Origin of the sequence: Rhodococcus sp. (in: high G+C Gram-positive bacteria), assembly GCF_049299235.1 — a bacterium.
Lineage (GTDB): Bacteria > Actinomycetota > Actinomycetes > Mycobacteriales > Mycobacteriaceae > Rhodococcus.
Genome location: NZ_JBAQXC010000319.1, coordinates 30079 through 48871 on the forward strand (window position 1 = coordinate 30079; position 18793 = coordinate 48871).

The 18793-nt window shown below is 66.6% G+C and carries 20 protein-coding genes; 15 read left to right on the forward strand and 5 right to left on the reverse strand.

The annotated features are described in order from the left end of the window. Positions 1–112: 112 nt before the first annotated feature. From WAX14_RS19725 to WAX14_RS19755, 7 genes are all read left to right on the forward strand, one after another. Positions 113–1234 carry a hypothetical protein gene (locus tag WAX14_RS19725; protein ID WP_422629777.1) on the forward strand — a complete coding sequence of 374 codons (1122 nt, stop codon included), beginning with the start codon at positions 113–115 and terminating at the stop codon, positions 1232–1234. Continuing rightward, on the forward strand, positions 1231–2421 hold the full coding sequence (locus WAX14_RS19730) for an HpcH/HpaI aldolase/citrate lyase family protein (protein WP_422629741.1): 1191 nt from the start codon (positions 1231–1233) through the stop codon (positions 2419–2421). Before WAX14_RS19725 ends, WAX14_RS19730 begins: the two co-directional genes overlap by 4 nt. Continuing rightward, complete coding sequence (locus tag WAX14_RS19735) at positions 2418–3734, forward strand: phosphoribosyltransferase family protein (RefSeq protein WP_422629742.1); 1317 nt, start codon at positions 2418–2420, stop codon at positions 3732–3734. Before WAX14_RS19730 ends, WAX14_RS19735 begins: the two co-directional genes overlap by 4 nt. After that, the gene (locus WAX14_RS19740) at positions 3731–4837 is read left to right on the forward strand and encodes a cysteine protease StiP family protein (RefSeq protein ID WP_422629743.1); all 1107 of its coding nucleotides are present in this window, start codon (positions 3731–3733) and stop codon (positions 4835–4837) included. Before WAX14_RS19735 ends, WAX14_RS19740 begins: the two co-directional genes overlap by 4 nt. A gap of 56 nt (positions 4838–4893) precedes the next feature. Next, positions 4894–5670 carry an HAD family hydrolase gene (locus WAX14_RS19745; protein WP_422629778.1) on the forward strand — a complete coding sequence of 259 codons (777 nt, stop codon included), beginning with the start codon at positions 4894–4896 and terminating at the stop codon, positions 5668–5670. 67 nt (positions 5671–5737) lie between these two features. Further along, on the forward strand, positions 5738–7072 hold the full coding sequence (locus WAX14_RS19750) for a TerD family protein (protein WP_422629744.1): 1335 nt from the start codon (positions 5738–5740) through the stop codon (positions 7070–7072). A 3-nt stretch (positions 7073–7075) separates the two neighbouring features. After that, a complete protein-coding gene (locus WAX14_RS19755; protein ID WP_422629745.1) occupies positions 7076–8587 on the forward strand; it encodes a TerD family protein in 1512 nt (503 codons plus the stop codon). Between the two features lie 19 nt (positions 8588–8606). Here WAX14_RS19755 and fabG read toward each other — a convergent pair whose 3' ends face one another. Next, positions 8607–9347 (reverse strand): 3-oxoacyl-ACP reductase FabG, encoded by a 741-nt coding sequence (gene fabG, locus WAX14_RS19760; RefSeq protein WP_422629746.1) that lies wholly within the window; start codon positions 9345–9347, stop codon positions 8607–8609. 200 nt (positions 9348–9547) lie between these two features. Here fabG and WAX14_RS19765 point away from each other — a divergent pair, with 200 nt between their 5' ends. Then, positions 9548–10744 (forward strand): acyl-CoA dehydrogenase family protein, encoded by a 1197-nt coding sequence (locus WAX14_RS19765; RefSeq protein WP_422629747.1) that lies wholly within the window; start codon positions 9548–9550, stop codon positions 10742–10744. A gap of 87 nt (positions 10745–10831) precedes the next feature. Here WAX14_RS19765 and WAX14_RS19770 read toward each other — a convergent pair whose 3' ends face one another. Next, positions 10832–11656, reverse strand: a complete 825-nt coding sequence (locus WAX14_RS19770) for a methyltransferase domain-containing protein (RefSeq protein ID WP_422629748.1) — start codon at positions 11654–11656, stop codon at positions 10832–10834. Between the two features lie 206 nt (positions 11657–11862). Here WAX14_RS19770 and WAX14_RS19775 point away from each other — a divergent pair, with 206 nt between their 5' ends. The 7 genes from WAX14_RS19775 (at position 11863) to WAX14_RS19805 (ending at position 15614) form a co-directional block, all read left to right on the forward strand. Beyond that, positions 11863–12483: an AIM24 family protein gene (locus WAX14_RS19775; RefSeq protein ID WP_422629749.1), complete on the forward strand. Its 621-nt coding sequence runs from the start codon at positions 11863–11865 to the stop codon at positions 12481–12483. A 6-nt stretch (positions 12484–12489) separates the two neighbouring features. Beyond that, positions 12490–13182, forward strand: coding sequence for an AIM24 family protein (locus WAX14_RS19780; RefSeq protein WP_422629750.1), 693 nt, complete (start codon positions 12490–12492; stop codon positions 13180–13182). Next, the gene (locus tag WAX14_RS19785; protein WP_422629751.1) at positions 13179–13937 is read left to right on the forward strand and encodes an AIM24 family protein; all 759 of its coding nucleotides are present in this window, start codon (positions 13179–13181) and stop codon (positions 13935–13937) included. The genes WAX14_RS19780 and WAX14_RS19785 overlap by 4 nt, the downstream gene beginning before the upstream one ends. 113 nt (positions 13938–14050) lie before the next feature. Next, positions 14051–14245, forward strand: a complete 195-nt coding sequence (locus tag WAX14_RS19790; protein ID WP_422629752.1) for a (2Fe-2S)-binding protein — start codon at positions 14051–14053, stop codon at positions 14243–14245. Between the two features lie 48 nt (positions 14246–14293). Beyond that, a complete protein-coding gene (gene bfr / locus WAX14_RS19795) occupies positions 14294–14770 on the forward strand; it encodes a bacterioferritin (protein ID WP_422629753.1) in 477 nt (158 codons plus the stop codon). A gap of 83 nt (positions 14771–14853) precedes the next feature. Then, positions 14854–15315 (forward strand): MarR family winged helix-turn-helix transcriptional regulator, encoded by a 462-nt coding sequence (locus WAX14_RS19800; RefSeq protein WP_422629754.1) that lies wholly within the window; start codon positions 14854–14856, stop codon positions 15313–15315. Positions 15316–15323: 8 nt separating this feature from the next. Continuing rightward, positions 15324–15614, forward strand: a complete 291-nt coding sequence (locus tag WAX14_RS19805; protein ID WP_422629755.1) for a GNAT family N-acetyltransferase — start codon at positions 15324–15326, stop codon at positions 15612–15614. Between the two features lie 27 nt (positions 15615–15641). Here WAX14_RS19805 and WAX14_RS19810 read toward each other — a convergent pair whose 3' ends face one another. The 3 genes from WAX14_RS19810 to WAX14_RS19820 all read right to left on the reverse strand — a co-directional run bounded on the left by WAX14_RS19810 (position 15642) and on the right by WAX14_RS19820 (position 18603). Further along, the gene (locus tag WAX14_RS19810) at positions 15642–16835 is read right to left on the reverse strand and encodes an ROK family protein (protein WP_422629756.1); all 1194 of its coding nucleotides are present in this window, start codon (positions 16833–16835) and stop codon (positions 15642–15644) included. Between the two features lie 284 nt (positions 16836–17119). Next, the gene (locus WAX14_RS19815) at positions 17120–17839 is read right to left on the reverse strand and encodes a 3-oxoacid CoA-transferase subunit B (RefSeq protein ID WP_422629757.1); all 720 of its coding nucleotides are present in this window, start codon (positions 17837–17839) and stop codon (positions 17120–17122) included. Further along, positions 17836–18603 (reverse strand): CoA transferase subunit A, encoded by a 768-nt coding sequence (locus WAX14_RS19820; RefSeq protein ID WP_422629758.1) that lies wholly within the window; start codon positions 18601–18603, stop codon positions 17836–17838. The genes WAX14_RS19815 and WAX14_RS19820 overlap by 4 nt, the downstream gene beginning before the upstream one ends. Between the last annotated feature and the right edge of the window lie 190 nt (positions 18604–18793).

The following is an 18793-nucleotide window of genomic DNA, read 5'->3' on the forward strand; positions in this document are numbered from 1 at the left end:
GATGCCCACACCGCCGGCCAGTACCATTCGGATCGTGGCGAGCAGATTCACGCGCCGGCTTTTCGGTGGCGGACCGATCGAGGATCCCGCGGCTCTCCGCGCCCACGACACGATGGTGGCGGCCTTCCTCGACATGGACCGACGGCAGTCGATCGCGGAGGCCGCGGTCACCGCCTCGCGTGAGCTGGAGCCGGAGCGGAACGTGGATCGCACGTGGACACCGATCCGCGAAGCGTGCTACCGAGCCGCCGAGACCTACCTGCAACTTGCCCGCACCGAACCCGATCAACCGCTGGCGACTGCCGCCGCGTACGAGCATGCGACAACCATGATCGGCTCCGCAACGAGAACGTTGGATGAATTCTACGGATACAACCGTGCCCATTTCGAGCACGCGATGTCGGTTGCCGCTGCCGTTCCGCACATCGCACAACGTGCACGGGCCGACGCACACTCCGCCACCCGGAACCTGCACGCACCCGACAACGCCGCCTTCGCCGGCTATCGGTCGGTGCAGACCGCGGCAGACGCACTCGATACCGCACTGAGCGCACTCGACGCGGCGGTCGGGACGGTCGCGATGCGGGAAAGCGCGGCGCGGGTCGGACAAGCGGCAGCGGAACTACAGGCCGCGCTCGAACTGGCACCGGCACAATCCGACCGGGCGCGCAACACTGTGTCGTCCGTCACAACTAGGATCGCAGCGGCCCACACCCGATCAGCGGGTCTCACCCCGGCCTACTCGGCGCTGCTCCGCGAATTCAACGCGGCGAGTTCCGCGGATCTTGCCGGCAACGATCGGCAGGCCACCGAGCTTCTCGCGCACGCCGAGGACAGCCTGACCGCGGCACGCAGCGAGTTGTCGGCCGGCCGGCCCGAGCATGCGCTCGACCACGCCGCCGCCGCGCGGTCGCACATCACCGTCGCCGAGCGCAACATCGACGCTGTCACCGACCGACTCGCGACTCTGCGTGCGGTGCGGGAGAATCCCGCTGCGAAGGTCGATGCCGTCCGCTTCCGGCTACGTGACGCACAGCACCTCGCGGTGCAACGTGGGATGACCGCACAATGGGGGTCGGTACTCGACGCGCAACTCGCCCGGATCGACAGAGCCGTCGATTCACTGACGGGTGTTCACCCGGACTACTGGGCGTTTGTGTGCGACCTCGACGCGGTGACGGACTTCATCACCGGAGTGGTGCAACGAATGAGAGGACGGACGGACGGCCCATGACTCGGGGGACCTTCACGGAAGTGCGCGGCACACGCCACTTCCGTCACCTGGATCCGGCGACGCAGAGCGCATTGTTCCTCCACCACCCACAACCGTTCGACGACAGCGACGACCGTGAACGCCTTGCGGTGGCGCTCGGGGCGACCCTGTACGTGCCGGCGACCCGCCGCGATCTGGCCGCGACCGTCACACGCCGCGCAGCCGAGGGCGTGACGTCGATGGTTCTCGACCTCGAGGACGCGGTCGCCGACGACGAGGTCGAGGAAGGGCTGCGCAACACCGTCGACACCCTCGACCGTCTGGCCGGGACCGAGGCCGCGAACATGCTGCTGTTCGTGCGGGTCCGCACGCCCGACGGCGTCGAGCGCATCGCGGCCGACCTCGGCGACGGCGTCGGCGCCCTCACCGGGTTCGTGCTGCCCAAGTTCGGCGCGGACACCGGCCGCGCGTTCCTCGACGCGGTCTCCGCGGCATCGGCGCGACTGGGCAAGCGGCTGTACGCGATGCCGGTACTCGAGTCCAGCGACCTCGTGCACCGGCAGACCCGCGACCACGAATTACAGTCCGTCTCCGCTCTGCTTGCCGAACACCGGCAGCAGGTGCTGGCCGTGCGGATCGGCGCGACCGACATGTGCGGCACATTCGGGATCCGCCGCGACCGGGACCTCACCATCTACGACGTGCGGGTCGTCGTCGACGTCATCGCCGATGTCGTCAATTATCTGGGTCGGACAGACGGCACCGGTTTCGTCATCACCGGGCCGGTGTGGGAGTACTTCGCCGACCACGAACGCATGTTCCGGCCGATGCTGCGGGCCACTCCGTTCGAGGAACACGACGCCGTGCTGTTCCGCCAGCAACTCGTCAGCCGCGACCTCGACGGGCTGCTCCGCGAGATCACCCTGGACCGCGCGAACGGCATCCACGGCAAGACCGTGATCCATCCGTCGCACGTGGCGGCGGTGCACGCGCTGTCTGCGGTGACCCACGAGGAATACCACGACGCCGTCGACATTCTCGGCGGCGACACCGGAGGGGTCCGTCCGTCCGACTATCGGAACAAGATGAACGAACGCCGCCCGCACCGCACCTGGGCGCAGCAGACGGTTCTGCGTGCGTCGGTGTTCGGTGTCACCAACAAGGGAGTCACGTTCGTGGACCTGCTCACCGCCCTGGTGCACAAATGAGCACGGCCGCACCGACCGGCATCGTCGAAACCCTTCAGATACCCTGGGCTACAGAGAAATTCGGCCTGACGCTGCATCACCACGACTCGACCACCGGACACCGGGTTACGGATCTGGTCCGACCCGGACTGCGCCGCAACCCGCGGCGCGCACACCTGCTGGTGTCCACCGTGCTGGGCAAGCACATTCCGACCGATCCCGCGGTCGTGCTCGACGCAGGAAACCGGCTCGGCGACCGGGTGGCCGAACTGCTCGGCGAGGATGCCCCGGTAGCGGTCGTCCTCGGCTTCGCCGAGACCGCGACCGGCCTGGGCCATTGTGTGGCCACACGCATCGGCGCGGCCTACTATCTGCACTCCACTCGCCGCGACGTTCCGGGCGCCGACACGTTCGCCGGATTCGAGGAGGGCCACTCGCACGCCACCTCCCATCTACTCCAGCCGACGTCGCCGGACCTGTTCGCGAACACCGCACCGCTCGTGCTCGTCGACGACGAAATCTCCACTGGAGCAACCGCACTCGATGCCATCCGCGCGCTCCACCGGAACCATCCGCGCTCCCGGTACGTGATCGCCTCGCTCGTCGACATGCGCGCCGAGGAGAATCACCGCGCGGCCGCACAGACTGCCGCCGATCTCGGCGCACGGATCGAGCACGTGTCGCTCGCGACCGGCCGGGCGGTGATCCCCGAGGGCACCACCGCGCGCGTGACGGCGCTTTCCGACCCCGAGCTGAATCCGCGCGCGGCACAACGGGGTACCGCACGGTTCGTTACTCTTCCTTGGCCTGCAACGGTTCCCGATGGCGGGAGGCACGGATTCCGCGGCGCCGACACCGCAGGTTTCGACGCCGCGATCACGGCAGCTGCCGCAGCCCTCACCGCCGCACTCGAGCCCGGCCACCCGGCCATCGTGATCGGACACGAGGAACTGATGTACCTGCCACTCCGGCTCGCGGACACGCTCGCCGCGCACGGCGTCGCCACCCGGTTCCAGACCACCACCCGGTCACCCGGCTACGTCCTCGACGTACCCGGCTATCCGCTGCGACGCGGATTTGCTTTCCTCGCACCGGAATACGTCTCCGAGACACATGAAGAAGAGGCACCGCGCTATCTGTACAACGCGCAGTGGCCCGGTGCCGACCACAAGCCCACGCTCGTACTCGTGATCGACAGCCCCGCCGACACCGATCGACTTCGCGCGGACGGCGGGCTCGTCGATGTACTCACCGCAGCGGGCGAAGATGTCGTCGTCGCCACGGTTTCCGCGACCGACCCGGTCGCACTTCGCACCAGCAGGGAGGCACCGTGACGGCACCGTTGACAGGACCCGAGTTCGGATCGTACGTCGCCGACGACGTGACCTGGCTGCTCAAGGACCTCTCGCACGTCGACCTCGAAGCCGACGTCACCGAACGGGAATTGCGCATTCAAGCGGGTCTGGCGCACTACGCGGAGTCGCTGCCGGTGGAGTACCGGCCCGACGCGGAGTATCGCGAACTGTTCGACAAGGTGCTCGCCGAGACCGCGGGGAGGCTGGCACGCGCCGTCGGAGCCGTGACCGAACTCCTTCTCGCAGAACGCGGCCCGAACCTGACACTGGTGTCGCTGGCCCGTGCCGGCACCCCGGTCGGTGTCCTGATCCGGCGGTGGGCACAGCTCCATCACGGATTGTCGTTGCCGCACTATGCGATCTCGATCGTGCGCGGCCGCGGCATCGACGCCGCCGCGCTCGACCACATCACCGCACGGCACGATCCGGCATCGGTGGTCTTCGTCGACGGGTGGACCGGCAAAGGCGCGATCGCACGCGAACTGTCGGCTGCGCTTGCCGAGTACGCGGCGGCGGGCGGCCCGACCTTGTCCGACGATCTCGCGGTTCTGGCCGATCCCGGCCGGTGTGTGCGCACGTACGGCACCCGCGACGACTTCCTCATCGCATCTGCCTGCCTGAATTCCACTGTGTCCGGTTTGGTCTCGCGGACAGTCCTCAACGACACCCTGATCGGTCCCGGCGAGTTCCACGGCGCGAAGTTCTACTCCGAACTCGCCGACGAGGACGTGTCCGCAACACTGATCGACGCAGTGTGCGCCGAATTCGGCGACCGAGACAGCGCGCTCGCCGACGCCCGGCGTGTCATGGACTCCGATCGCACACCGACCTGGACGGGTTGGGCATCGGTGGAGCAGATCCGGGCGCGGTACGGGATCTCGACCGTCAACTTCGTCAAGCCGGGCGTGGGCGAAACGACACGGGTGTTGCTGCGGCGGGTGCCGTGGAAGGTGCTCGTCCGGGAGGCCGACGCCCCCGAGCACGCCCACATCCGGATGCTCGCCGCCGCGCGCGGTGTCCCGGTCGAGGTGGTTCCCGACCTCGCCTATTCGTGCATGGGATTGATCAAGGACCTGCCGTGACCACCGCACTGATCGCCTCGGATCTCGATCGCACACTCATCTATTCGCGCGCGGCGATGACGCCGACTCAGCTCGACCGCACCGACCTGCTGTGCGTCGAATATTTCGACGGTGCGCCACTGTCGTATCTGTCGGACGCGGCCGCACATCGGTTGCGGGAGCTGAGCGCGGCGGTACGTGTGGTTCCGACGACCACCCGCACCCCCGAACAGTTCGGGCGTATCGCGCTGCCGGGTGGACCGTGGCGGTATGCGATCACCAGCAACGGTGGCGCGATCCTTGTCGACGGCGCACCGGATCCCGTGTGGCGCAGTGCGCTCGAAGACACGCTCCGTACCGATGGTGCCGGGCTCGACGAGGTGCTCACCGCGCTGCGGGCCCGTATCTCACCGGACTGGGTGAGCAAGCTGCGGATCGCCGACGACCTGTTCTGCTATCTCGTTGTCGACGTCGACGCCCAGCCTGCCGAGTTCCTCGCCGAATGGGACGCGTGGTGCCGTGCCCGTGGCTGGGGAGCGTCCCAGCAGGGCCGGAAGATCTACACGGTCCCCGACTGCGTGTGCAAGAGCCACGCGGTCGCCGAGGTGCACCGGCGGCTCGTCGCGGACGGGGATCTCGACGAAAATTCCCCGGTGTTCGCGGCCGGCGACGGTGCCCTCGACGCGCGGATGCTCGAAGCGGCGGATGCCGGGATCCGTCCGCGTCACGGCGAACTCGAGGCACTCGGTTGGCAGCATCCGACCGTTGTGGTCACCGACACCGCCGGGGTGTCGGCGGGCGAGGAAATTCTCGCCTGGTTTGCCGAGTTCGCCCGCATTCCGGCCGGTTCGTAGAGTGGACCGAGATCGACCGATGCTTCCATCGCCCGCCAGTGTCGCCTATCAGTGAGGACGATTGACCTTGACCACTCCGCTCGCCAAGGGCCAGAACGGCCCGATCACCGCCTCCGACGTGGTCGTCTCGCTCGAGCTGACCACACCGGCCGATTTGTCCGCTCTGCTCGTCAAGGCCGACGGCAAGGTCCGGTCGGACGCCGACTTCGTGTTCTTCAATCAGCCCACCGGCCCGGGTGTGCGTCTGGTTCCCGGCGCGCCGGGGCAGGCTGCGTCGCTTGCGGTGTCGCTCGGTGACGTCCCCACGGAGATCGAGCAGGTCCGGGCCGTGATCACCCTCGACGACCCGTCGAGTACGTTCGGGCGTTTCGCACCGCCCGCCGCGCGGATCAGTGACGCGGCGGGCGCGGTGCTGTACGAGTACCGCATCGAGGGGTTGAGCAGCGAGTCCATCGTCATCGCGCTCGAGTTGTACCGGCGTCAGGGCACGTGGAAGGTCCGGGCCGTCGGGCAGGGATACGCCGGGGGGTTCGCCGCGCTGGTCACCGACCACGGTGTTTCGGTCGACGACGCACCCGCCGCACCTGCACCTGCACCACAGCCCACCGCGCCCGCTGCGCCCCAGCAGCCTGTCCAGTCCCAGCAGCAGTACGCCCCGCCCGTCCCTCCGCAGCCGGCCGCACCCCAGCAGTACAGCCAGCCCCAGCAGTACGGCCAGCCCGCGCAGCCCCAGTACGGTCAGCCCCAGCCCCAGTACGGTCAGCCCCAGCCCCAGCCCCAGGCGCCTGCGGCGCCCCCGGCCGAAGTCAGTCTCACCAAGAACCGCCCGGTCAGTCTCGTCAAGGGACAGCGGGTGACCTTGCGTAAGGACGAGGGGGTTGCCCTCACGTTCCTGAAGATGGGTCTCGGGTGGGACCCGGTCGAGAAGCGTGGACTGTTCGGCAACCGCTCGGCGGACGTCGATCTGGACGCCTCGGCGGTCCTGTTCGCCGACCACAACATCGTCGACGTCGCGTACTACGGCCAGCTGACATCGAAGGACGGCTCGATTCAGCACCAGGGTGACAATCTCACCGGCGAAGGCGCCGGTGACGACGAGGTCGTACTCATCGACCTGACACGTGTGCCGCCGCACGTCAACACGATCATGCTCATCGTCACCTCCTACAAGGGTCACACGTTCGAGCAGGTCAAGAACGCGTTCTGCCGGCTCGTCGACGGGACGAACAACGCAGAGTTGGCCCGCTACACGCTGCAGGGCGGTATGCCGTTCACCGGCATGGTGATGTCGAAGCTGTACCGGCAGGGACAGGAATGGAAACTGCAAGCCGTCGGCGAGGGCGTCCAGGCCAAGCACCCGGGTGAGGCCGCGCCGCAACTCGGCCGGTTCCTGGCAACGTAGCCGATGACCGTCCAGTTCCGGGCAGGGCAGAATGCTCCGCTCGCAGCGCCGTCTGTCCGGTTCACGGCGACCGCGTCGGTACCGGTGGATCTGTGCGCGCTGGTCGTCGACTCGGGACTGAGAGTGACATCGTCTCAGGACGTCGTGTTCTACAACCAGAAACACACTGCCGGTGTCCGACTCGACGGCGATGCGCTCGTCGTCGAGCCGGCCCGGCTGCGGCCGGACGCGGAGAAGGTGCTGTGCGTGCTCGGAGCCGACCGGGCGACCTCGGCCGAGACCACACTCACCGATGCGGCGGGAATGCCGTTGGCGACGTTCCGCATCGAACCGGTCGCGGGTGAGACGGCGCTGCTGTGCTGGGAGATCTACCGGCGCGGCGGTGATTGGAAGATCCGGGCACTGGGGCAAGGCTATTCGGGTGGTCTGGCCGAGTTGTTCACCGTGCACGGTGTCGATGTGGATGATCCCGAGCCGGCACCGCAGGTGCAGCAGTCGCCGGAACACGAGGCGCTGCCGATCGAATCCGACGTGTCGTGTGCCCGCATGTGGCAAATTTTCGAGGACGCATCCCGATCAACCGCCGCGTTCGTCTCGGCCCACGAGTATGCGCAACACCGCTTGGACATGGAATTGTCTGCGGCCGTGGCCGATCCGTCTTCCCGCACCGGTAGCGGTGCCGACCAGGCCCGCGCCTTGGCACATCGGCGCTGCGACGAACTCGTCGCTGCGGCGCAGTCCCGGTACGATGCCGACTCCGCGCTCTTGACCACCGAACTCGGTGCGCTCGACGGGTCGTTGCCTGCGGCACTCGCACCGTGGAATGCCCCCACGTGGAACCAGCACGGCGGCGTATCCGACGGAGTCAGGCTCGGCGAGCTCACCGCACCGGACCGGGGGCCGCTGCGGGTGCCGTTCTGCGTGCCACTGCCCCTGAGCCGGCCGTTGTGGGTGAACGGTGACGCCGATGTTGCCGCGCCGGTGGCGTCGGCGCTCGCGTTGAGACTGCTCGCATCCCGACCCGGGTCGCTGCTCGATGTCGTCGACCCGGCGGGTGCGCTGAGACAACTGTGCGAACTCGCCGCTCCGGTTCTCGCGGGTCCACCCGTCCTCGATGTGTCCGGTGTCGCCGCGAAGTTGAAGGGACTTGCCGAAGCGGCGGAACTGGATTCGCTGGCGGTGTCGGCGGGTGTCGATGCGCACCGGCACGAACCTCGCGTGTTGATCATCTCCGGGATACCGCACGGATACGGTAGCGACGATCTGATGCACCTCGTCCGGATCGTGCAACTCGCGTCCGCCCAGAGCATGTCGGTGGTCATCACGGGTATGGACGATCCGCACGTCGACAGCCCGGCATATCGTATCCTCGCCGACGCATCCCAGCACATCCCCGCGGACAAGGGCCAGTTCGCCGATCCGTGGACTCGAACGGAATGGCAGTTCGTCCCGGACTCCGGGCCATCCGACCCGGAACGGATCCGGGCGGTGGTGCGGTCGATGGAGCGCCGCTGACCGGTTCGGCCCGGTGCGATCACATGAAGCGGCCGCCGGTGACCTCGAGGACGGCACCTGTCATGTAGGAAGACATGTCGGACGCCAAAAACAGTGCCACGGAAGCGATCTCGTCGACCTCACCCGGCCGGCCCATCGGGATCTCGCTCATCTTCTGATCCCACGCCTTCTGTGGCATCGCCTCGGTCATCGCGGACCGGATCAGCCCCGGCTGGATCGCGTTGATGCGAACACCGTGATGCGCCATCTCCTTCGCAGCAGCCTTCGTCAAGCCCACGATGCCGGCTTTCGCGGCCGAATAGTTGGTCTGGCCGACCAAACCGACCTTGCCGGACAGCGACGAGATATTCACGATCGCACCGCGCTTGGCTTCACGCATGATCGCCGACGCCTTGCGGGTGCCGTTCCAGGTGCCCTTCAGGTGCACCGAGATCACCAGATCGAAATCCTCTTCGGTCATCGTCCGCATCGTCGCGTCGCGGGTGATACCGGCATTGTTGACGACGACGTCGAGCGCACCGAATCCATCGACCGCCTCGGCGAGCAACGTGTCCCAATCCGCGGATTCGACGACATTCGCCTTCACCGCACGCGCGACGTCACGACTGCCGAGTTTCTCGGCCGCAGCGGTCGCGGCGTCGAGGTCGAGGTCGCCGATGACGACCTTGGCGCCTTGCGCGACGAACGACCGGGCGATCGCGAAACCGATGCCCTGAGCGCCACCGGTGATCACGGCGGTACGGTTCTCCAGCAAAGACATGCGAATCCTTTCGGCATGCGACCTTCCGGATTGTGCACAGGGAAGGCACACGAGCGGTGGGTGCGGGTGCTCCGCACGAGTTGACGACCCGAATATAGCGGCGGAACGACTCCGGCGGCCCCGCCGGCATCATCAGCGTCTATGTGGATTTTTCTCATTCGTATTGGACACAACGAGCGCGACGATCGAGGCTGGAACCCATGATCACTTCGTCGAGAGCCAACACACCCACGCCGGCCACCGAGGTCGACGACGACGATTTCCGGAAGATCCTCGCCCAGACACGCGCGTTCGTGCGTACCGTGGTGGTCCCGCGCGAACAGGAGATCGCAGATGCCGATGCGATCCCGGACGACATCCGCGGCGCCGCCAAGGAGATGGGACTGTTCGGATACGCGATCCCCCAGGCGTGGGGCGGCCTCGGACTGAATCTGCAGCAGGACGTCGAACTGGCGATGGAACTCGGTTACACGACGCTGGCGTTGCGTTCGATGTTCGGCACGAACAACGGCATCGCCGGGCAGGTACTCGTCAACTTCGGAACCGATGAACAGAAGTCGCAGTGGCTCGAAGGAATCGCTGCCGGCGAGATCGTCGCATCGTTCGCGCTCACCGAGCCCGGGGCAGGTTCCAACCCGGCGGGCCTGCGCACCAGGGCGGTGCGCGACGGCGACGACTGGGTGATCAACGGCGAGAAACGCTTCATCACCAACGCTCCCCTGGCAGACCTGTTCGTCGTCTTCGCCCGCACCAGACCCGCGGACGAGAACGGCACCGGTATTGCGGTTTTTCTCGTACCCGCCGACACCGAGGGCGTGCACGTCGGCACCAAAGACGCGAAGATGGGCCAGGAAGGTGCCTGGACCGCGGATGTCGCATTCACCGATGTGCGGGCGTCCGCCGCTGCCCTGGTCGGAGGCAGCGAGGACGTCGGATACACAGCGGCGATGGTGTCGCTCGCGCGTGGTCGCGTGCACATCGCCGCGCTGGCGGTCGGTCAGGCCCAGCGCGCGCTCGACGAGTCGGTCTCCTACGCGGCCACCGCCACCCAGGGCGGCGACCCGATCGGTAACTTCCAGCTGGTACAGGCGATGATCGCCGATCAGCAGACCGGCGTGATGGCCGGTCGCGCGCTCGTGCGCGATGCGGCGAAGGCGTGGGTGGAGGAAACCGATCGTCGTATCGCGCCGTCGGCCGCGAAGCTGTTCTGCACCGAAATGGTGGGCAAGGTCGCCGACCTCGCGGTGCAGATCCACGGCGGTCCCGGCTACATGCGCGGCGTTCCGGTCGAGCGCATCTACCGTGACGTCCGCCTGCTGCGCCTGTACGAGGGCACCAGCGAGATCCAGCGTCTGATCATCGGCGGCGGACTCGTCAAGCAGGCTCAGCGCGGCTGAATTCTGCTCTGCCAGAACGACTGCACTACCCGGAGTCTTCCATCCGAACGGAAGACACCGGGCGGTGTCGCGGCGTGCGCGGGACGGTCAGGCGGCCGTCTTGCGGGCGACGACCTCGATCGCGACGAGGTGGTCGCGGTACTTGGTGAACACCGATCGCATCTGCAGCACACGGGCGCGGGCATCCGAGTCGCGCAGCACGTTCGAGACGAATTTCAGTGTGCCGAGCACACCTTCGTCCGCGAGGATGCGCGTCGGGTCCAGAAGTTTCATCGGGGCGAAACCGACTGTGTCGACCTCGAATCCGGCTGCGACGAACAGATCCTTCCATTCCTGCGCGGTCAACGGACGCGCGTTGACCTTGATGGAGCGGGCGAGCGCCTGACGGATCTCGGTCTTGACCTCGTCGGCAACGTTGTCCGGTTCGATCGCGAGTTCGTGGATGACGTAGCGGCCACCCTGACGCAGGACACGGTGGGCCTCGGCGGCAATCTCCGCCTTGTGCTTGTCGGTCTGCATCGTCAGCATCGCCTCACCGATCACGACGTCGACCGATGCGTCGTCGAGGCCGGTTTTCGCGGCGTCACCGGACACGACGATCCCGTTTCCGTCGATCGCGCGGCGGGTCAGATCCGCGGCGCTCGGATCGGATTCGACGCCTGTGTAGCTGCGGGGGCCTGCGGCGACGATCTCCTGCGCGGTACGGCCGAGACCGGGAGCGAGTTCGACGACGTCGGCGCCGGCGATCTTCGCGTCGGCGAGCATCCGCTCGGTGAGTTCCCTGCCGCCGGGCCGCAGCACCCGCTTGCCCAGTCGCGCGAGCAGCCAGTGCCCCGGCACATGCGCGGCATCACGCTCGGCGAGCGGAAGCTCGCCCGATCCGGATCCTGCGGTGCTCGTGTCGTCACTCATTTCGCCTCACTAAGGTTAGGCTCACTTTAGTCGAGAAGTGTACGGCAAGCGCCCCCGCGATCCGAGCGAATGTATCGCCCGTCTCATCCAATCGACCGGGCGATACATTCGCTCGAACCACCGGGGCGGGTGGCGGGGTGACCGGACAGGGCGAGTGGCGGATCCGACCGGGCGGATGCGGCCGACACCCGCTATCGTTTCGCGCCATGCGACTGCTCGAGAAATCGAAACGGGTCATCGAGGCTCAGTTGAGCAATACGAGCATCCGGGCACTGTCGGGATCGATGGTTGCCTACGAGGGACAGGTGAGCTTCAAGTCGGCCGGGTTCGGTGGAGGCGAGGGTGTGCTCGCGGGTCTTCGACAGCGGGCGACCGGCGAGGGCCTGTCTTTGATGGAGGCCGGCGGCACCGGCGTCGTCTACCTCGCGCACCGGGGCCGGAACGTGACCGTACTGGAACTGAACAACGAGACGCTGCAGGTCGAATCCGAGCAGTTGCTGGCTCTCAACGGAAACCTCACCACCAACGTCACCTTCGCCGGGGTTCGAGGCGGCATGAGCGGCCAGGGCTTGTTCACCACGACGGTGACGGGCAGCGGTCAGGTCGCACTGCTGTCTTCCGGCGGGCCGCTGATCCACCTGGAGGTCTCACCCCAGTACCCCCTGGTCGTCGACCCGGACGCCTTCGTCTGCGCGAAGGGGCAGCTGACGCAGTCGTTCGTCACCGACGTCTCGTGGCGGTCCGCCATCGGCCAAGGCAGCGGCGAGGCGTTCTCACTGAAGTGGGACGGCATGGGTGTCGTGTCCATCCAGCCCGCGGAACGGTAGGACACCATGTCGTTCACCAAGGTCAACAACAAGGTCGTTCGCGTAGACCTGAACCAGTCCGGTCCGATCGTCGCCCGCCGCGGAGCAATGCTCTTCTACACGGGTGCAGTACATTTCGCTCCTCACAACTCTCCCGGTGGCGGTATGGCAGGCGGAATCGCATCGATGGCCGGTCGCATGATGCAGGGCGAGCACGAAGCCACGATGGTCGCGCAAGGAAACGGCGTGGTGCACTACGGGTTCCGCGGGCTCGAAACGCACATCGTCGACATGTCCGCCGGCGGGGAACTGCGGGCCGAGGCGTCGCGGTTGCTCGCACACACGTCGGGCCTGCAGAGCGCGATCGTGCAGACCTCGGCCGCACCTGCTGCCGCGGGTGGTGGTGGCGGCCTGTTCGGCGCGTTGCGCGGTGCTGCCACCGGAATGGTCACGGGTACAGGGATGTTCACCACCCAGTTGGCCGGGTACGGGGCCGCTGTCCTTCTCGCGCACGGCGGGGTCATCGAACTCCAGGTCGGCGGACCTGCACCGGTGTTCGTCGATCCGCAGGCGTTCGTCGCAGCGCTCGGCCCGGTACGAACCGAGTTGAAGTCGGCGATGAGCTGGCGCAACGCCGGTCGCTCCGGCGGCGAAAGCATGCAACTCGAGTGCACCGGGCAGGGCATCGTCTACGTGCAGGCATCGGAGGAGAAGCTGTGAGCGTGGTTCTGAATCCGACGCACCTGGTCGGCAACGACAACGTCCCCGGCAACAGCTACGCCTACTGCATCGACCTGCAGGGTCCGTGGTTCCTGTCGAAGGGCGCGATGATCGCCTACTACGGACAGATCCAGTTCACCGCGCTCACCCACGGCCTGCAGGGTCAGCTTCTGCACATGGTCGCCCGGCAGTTCTCGGCGCCGTTGCACTTGGGCGACTATGTGGTCGCGGAGGGCTACGGGAAGCTGATCCTCGGCGACCGCGGCTACGACATCAACTCCTACGACCTCGACGACGGCAACCTGACCATCAGAGCCGCCAACCTCCTGGCGTTCGAGCCGGGACTGTCGCTGAACCAGTCGATCGTGCCGGGCTTCCTCACCTTGATCGGTACCGGAAAGTTCCTGGCGTCGTCGAACGGCCCGGTGATCTTCGCGGAACCACCGCTGCGGGTGGATCCGGAGGCGCTGGTGGGCTGGGCCGACTGCCCGTCCCCAAGTCACCACTTCGACGCGTCCTGGGTCACCGGGTATGTCGCGGCGGGTGCACGCATGTTCGGCGTGCAATCCGGCGAGGAACGGCAGTTCGACTTCACCGGGGCGGGAACGGTGCTGATCCAGTCGAGCGAGAAGATCATCGACGACAGTTCCGTGGTCCGGATGATCGAAGGGCAGTTGCCGGGGCTCACCGGCAGTGGCCTCCAGCGCATCAATCATGCCGTGTCGTCGCAACTGCAACAGCAACAACAGGTCTGAGCAGGTCGAGCACGGCGGCACCGTTGCGATGTGATGACGATCACAGGATAGCCAGTCCTAAGTACGCTAAGGTTTGGACAACCTAAGAAGTTCGCTCCAGATTGGTCGTCCGCATGTACGTCTGCAGCTGCCACGCTCTCACCCACAATCACATCGAGGCTGAGATCGCTGCTGGCGCTCGCTGCACCCGCGACATCAGCGCGGCGTGCCGGGCCGGAACCGACTGCGGCGGGTGCGTACGCAATATCTCCGCGATCCTGCGAGCTTCACGCCAGAGTGAGACGATCGAACTCGAGACCGCCGTGTAGCCAGCCCCTACCCGGCGGTGAACTCGATGGTTCACCCTGGGAGGTGCCATGAAGGGCGACAAGAAGGTCCTGGAGTTCCTCAACGAGCAGTTGACGGCCGAACTCACCGCAATCAATCAGTATTTCCTGCACTCGAAAATGCAGGACAATCTCGGCTGGGCGAAACTCGCCGCACACACCCGCGCCGAATCGTTCGAAGAAATGCGTCACGCCGAGACGCTGACCGACCGCATCCTGTTCCTCGACGGTCTCCCCAACTACCAGCGGCTCGGTTCGATCCGTATCGGCCAGTCCGCGAAGGAGATGTTCGAGGCGGATATGCAGGTCGAGATCGAGGCCCGCGACCGTCTGCGGAAGGGATCGGAGTACATGCGATCGGTCAGCGACATCACCTCGGCGAACATCTTCGAAGCCATCCTCGCGGAGGAGGAAGAACACATCGACTATCTGGAAACGCAACTCGGGTTGCTCGAACAGTTGGGTGAGCCTTTGTACATCGCCCAACACGTCTCCCCGCCGGAGTAGCCGGCCGAGGAGACCGACCGGAGAGACCAACCGGGGGCCGCCACAATCGTTGACCGAGCAACGACACCGCGTATCCTGACCGCATGGATTCACCACGGTGGCTCGACGACACCGAGCAGCATGCCTGGCGCGCGTATCTCGACGCCACCCGTCTGCTCATGGCGGCCCTCGACCGGCAACTCAGCCGTGATTCGGACATCTCGCTCACCGACTTCGAGTTGCTCGTCGCGCTGTCCGAAGCCCCCGGCCACCGCATGCGCATGAGCGCTCTCGCCGACGTCGTCGTCACGACGCGCAGCGGTGCAACGCGTGCGATCGCTCGCCTCGTCGCGGCAGGCTGGGTCCGCCGGGTCGAATGCCCCGAGGACAAGCGCGGCACACTCGCCGAATTGACCGAGGACGGCAACACCAAGCTCGCCGAGGCCAGCCCCGGGCACGTCGCCGCGGTCCGTTCGAGTATGTTCGACCTGCTCAGCGAGGAAGACGTCGCGCGGTTCGGCGAATCCTTCACCGCGATGCGAACGCATCTACTCGGAAACGGCTAGAGGACATGATGAGCGACTCCCCCGTGAACATCGTCCACAACGTGGACCTGCAGCGATACGAACTCCGTTCCGGTGACACCGTGATCGGCTATACCCAGTACCACCCGGACGGCGACGTCCAGCTCGTGTTCGACCACACCGAGGTCGACGGTGCCTACTCGGGCCGCGGCCTGTCCGGCAAGCTCGTGCACTTCGCACTCGACGACGTACGCGAACGCGGCAAGCGGATCGTTCCCATCTGCCCGTTCGTCCACTCCTACATCGAGAAGCACCCCGAGTACCAGGACATCACCGACTGACCGCCCTGGGTCCCCCGCTCCGGTGGCTCAGCGGCGGGCGAGGTCGGCGACCATCCTGTCGACGACCCGCACGCTGAGCACCTGATCCAGCGTCATGGACGCGCAGCCGATCATGCCGGATCGGTCACCATGCGCCCACGGCAGGATCCGCAGTGTCCGGGTAGATGTAGCAATTGCGTTTCCGTACAACGTTTCCCGAAGTCCGGCGACAAAGACGTCGTACGCTCCCGCCATATCGCCACCGACGACCAGAGCCTCCGGGTCGAGGAGATTGACAGCCCCCGCGACAACCTCACCGATACGACGGCCACTGTCTCGGATCAGCCTGCGCGCGTCGGCGTCCCCCGAACCGGCGAGTTCGACGACGTCGCGGATGTGCGTGACATCGCGGCCCAGAGCCTCGAGTTCACGGACCAGGGCCCAGCCGCCTGCCACCGCCTCGACGCAGCCGATGTTGCCGCACCGGCAGACAACTCCCTGCGCTGCAGCGATTTTCGTGTGCCCGATCTCGCCGACGGCGCCCACTGCACCCCGCTGCAGTACGCCCCCGGAGACGATTCCGGCGCGCAGACCGGTGGACGCCTTGATGAGCAGCATGTCCCGGAATCGACGACGGTCACCGAATTGTTCGGCCAGAACCATCGCATTCGCATCATTGTCGACGAAGACCGGGACGTCGCCGAGTGCCGCGAAGTACGGCGTCAACGGAGCCTCGTCCCATCCGGCCATCGTCGGTGAGTTCACACTGCAGCCACGCTCGACGTCGACGGTGCCGGGAACGGCGATCCCGATTCCGACGGTCCTCGGGCAATCCGTCCCCAGCGTGTCGCGCAACGCGCCCAGACGTGCGGCGACGTACGGCATCAGATCGTCCGGGTCGTTGCCGATCGCCCGGTCCAGATCGTCGGTGCACACCAGGCGCCCGGCCAGGTCACAGACGGCAAGCTGGGTGCGACTGCGGCCGATCGCGGCGACCAGAACGATCCCCGCATCGGCACCGAACGTCAGGGTCGCCGGTGGCCGCCCGCCCGTGGAGGGGCCTTCCTCGCATTCGACGACCAGCCCGAGAGCCTGCAAGGACAAGACCCGCGACGCCACCGCGGTGCGCGACAGCCCGGTGAGCTGACCGATCTCGCTGCGAGTGGTCACGGTGCCCGCGCGCACCAGCGCGAACACATCACCAGCGGTCGCGGGGGTGAGCGATCGGGTCGTCCGGGTCATGCGTCAACCGTAAGCGCGATCGCTCTCCGGTGGAGAACGGCACCGAGGGTGCGGTCCGTCCGCAGACAGACCGCTGACCGAAGCTTTCCAGCACAAGAAGGTCCGGCGGGGCGTCGATCGTCACCGACTGTGCGGCATTGCTGGTGATACGCACCAGACGATCCGGCTCGCTCCCGTCGTCGACCGCGGTGAACGACAGCTCCGACGGACCGCCGCGCTGGATGATGCAGGTTCCCGGTTCCCACGCCGGGACGATCCGCCTGCCACCCAGGCGACAGGAAGCGTCAGATGCGTGTAGACACTTCGACTGCGATCTCGAGTGGCGTACCGGTCGCGGCGATCACGTCGTCGATGGTGGCACCGGGGGCGAGTTCACGCAGCAGGAGCGCGCCGCCGTCCGCGACGTCGATGACGGCCAGATCGGTGATGATGCGGTCGACGACGCCCTGCCCGGTCAGCGGCAGGGTGCAGGTATCGACGATCTTCGGGTTGCCGTCCCGGTCGGTGTGCTCCATGACCACGATGACCCGGCTCGCCCCGTGCACGAGATCCATCGCTCCGCCCATGCCCTTGACCATCTTGCCGGGAACCATCCAGTTGGCGAGGTCGCCGGTGCGGGAAACCTGCATCCCCCCGAGCACCGCGGTGTCGATGTGGCCGCCGCGAATCATGCCGAAGGAGGTCGCCGAGTCGAAGAATGCCGCACCGGGATTGACGGTGACGGTTTCCTTGCCTGCGTTGATCAGGTCGGGGTCGATCTTGTCCTCGGTCGGATACGGACCCGTGCCGAGGATGCCGTTCTCCGAGTGCAAAGTGACATGCACGTCCGGCGGCAGATAGCCGGGGATGAGGGTGGGCAGCCCGATGCCGAGGTTGACGTACTGACCGTCGACCATCTCGGCGGCGGCACGGGCCGCCATCTCGTTGCGGCTCCAGCCCGTCTTCCCTGGGGCTTTGCCTGCGGTCGCCGCCTTACCCCCGGTCGTCGCCTTGTCTCCGGTCACTGTGCCGCTCCTTCCGATGCCGTCACGGTGCGCTTCTCGATGCGCTTGCTCTGCGGGCCGGTGTGGACGATCCGCTTGACGAAGATGCCGGGCAGGTGCACCTGCGCGGGGTCGATTTCGCCGGGCTCGACCAGTTCCTCGACCTGGGCGATCGTGATCTTTCCTGCCATCGCGGCCAGCGGGTTGAAGTTCATCGCGGTCTTGTCGAAGACGAGATTGCCCGCGGTGTCGCCCTTGACGGCGTGCACAAGCGCGAAGTCGGCGGAGATTCCGAGTTCCATCACGTACCGCTTGTCGCCGAAGACACGAGTTTCCTTCGGCGGCGACGCAACAGCAACCGAACCATCGGACGCGTAGCGCCACGGCAGGCCGCCGTCCGAGACCGGGGTGCCGACACCGGCGGGAGTGAAGAAGGCCGGGATGCCCGCGCCGCCGGCGCGCATCCGCTCGGCAAGGGTGCCCTGCGGGGTGAGCTCGACCTCGAGTTCACCTGCGAGGTACTGGCGCGCGAACTCTTTGTTCTCGCCGACATAGGACGCGACGACACGGCGGACGCGGTGTTCGTTCAGCAGCAGACCGAGGCCGTGGTCGTCGACGCCGCAGTTGTTGGAATACACCTCCAGTTCGCCGACGCCGGATTCGACGATCGCGCGAATCAAGACGTCGGGGATGCCGCACAGACCGAAACCGCCGACGGCGAGCGTCGCACCGTCGGACACGTCCGCGACGGCCGCCGCGGCCGTATCGAATACTTTTGTTGCCATTCCAAGACCTCTCTCGGGAACCTCGGCCGTCCTGCCGGCCCGGTCGGATGCGTTCACTGAATGGACGAGGACATATCCAACCCTATTCACTACAGAGGGAGTGGACATACATTTCAAGGGCAACGGTTCGACCGTGCCGAGATTGCTCGCTCGCCGGAACCGCCATCAGCACCGCGTTCACTGAGTGAAC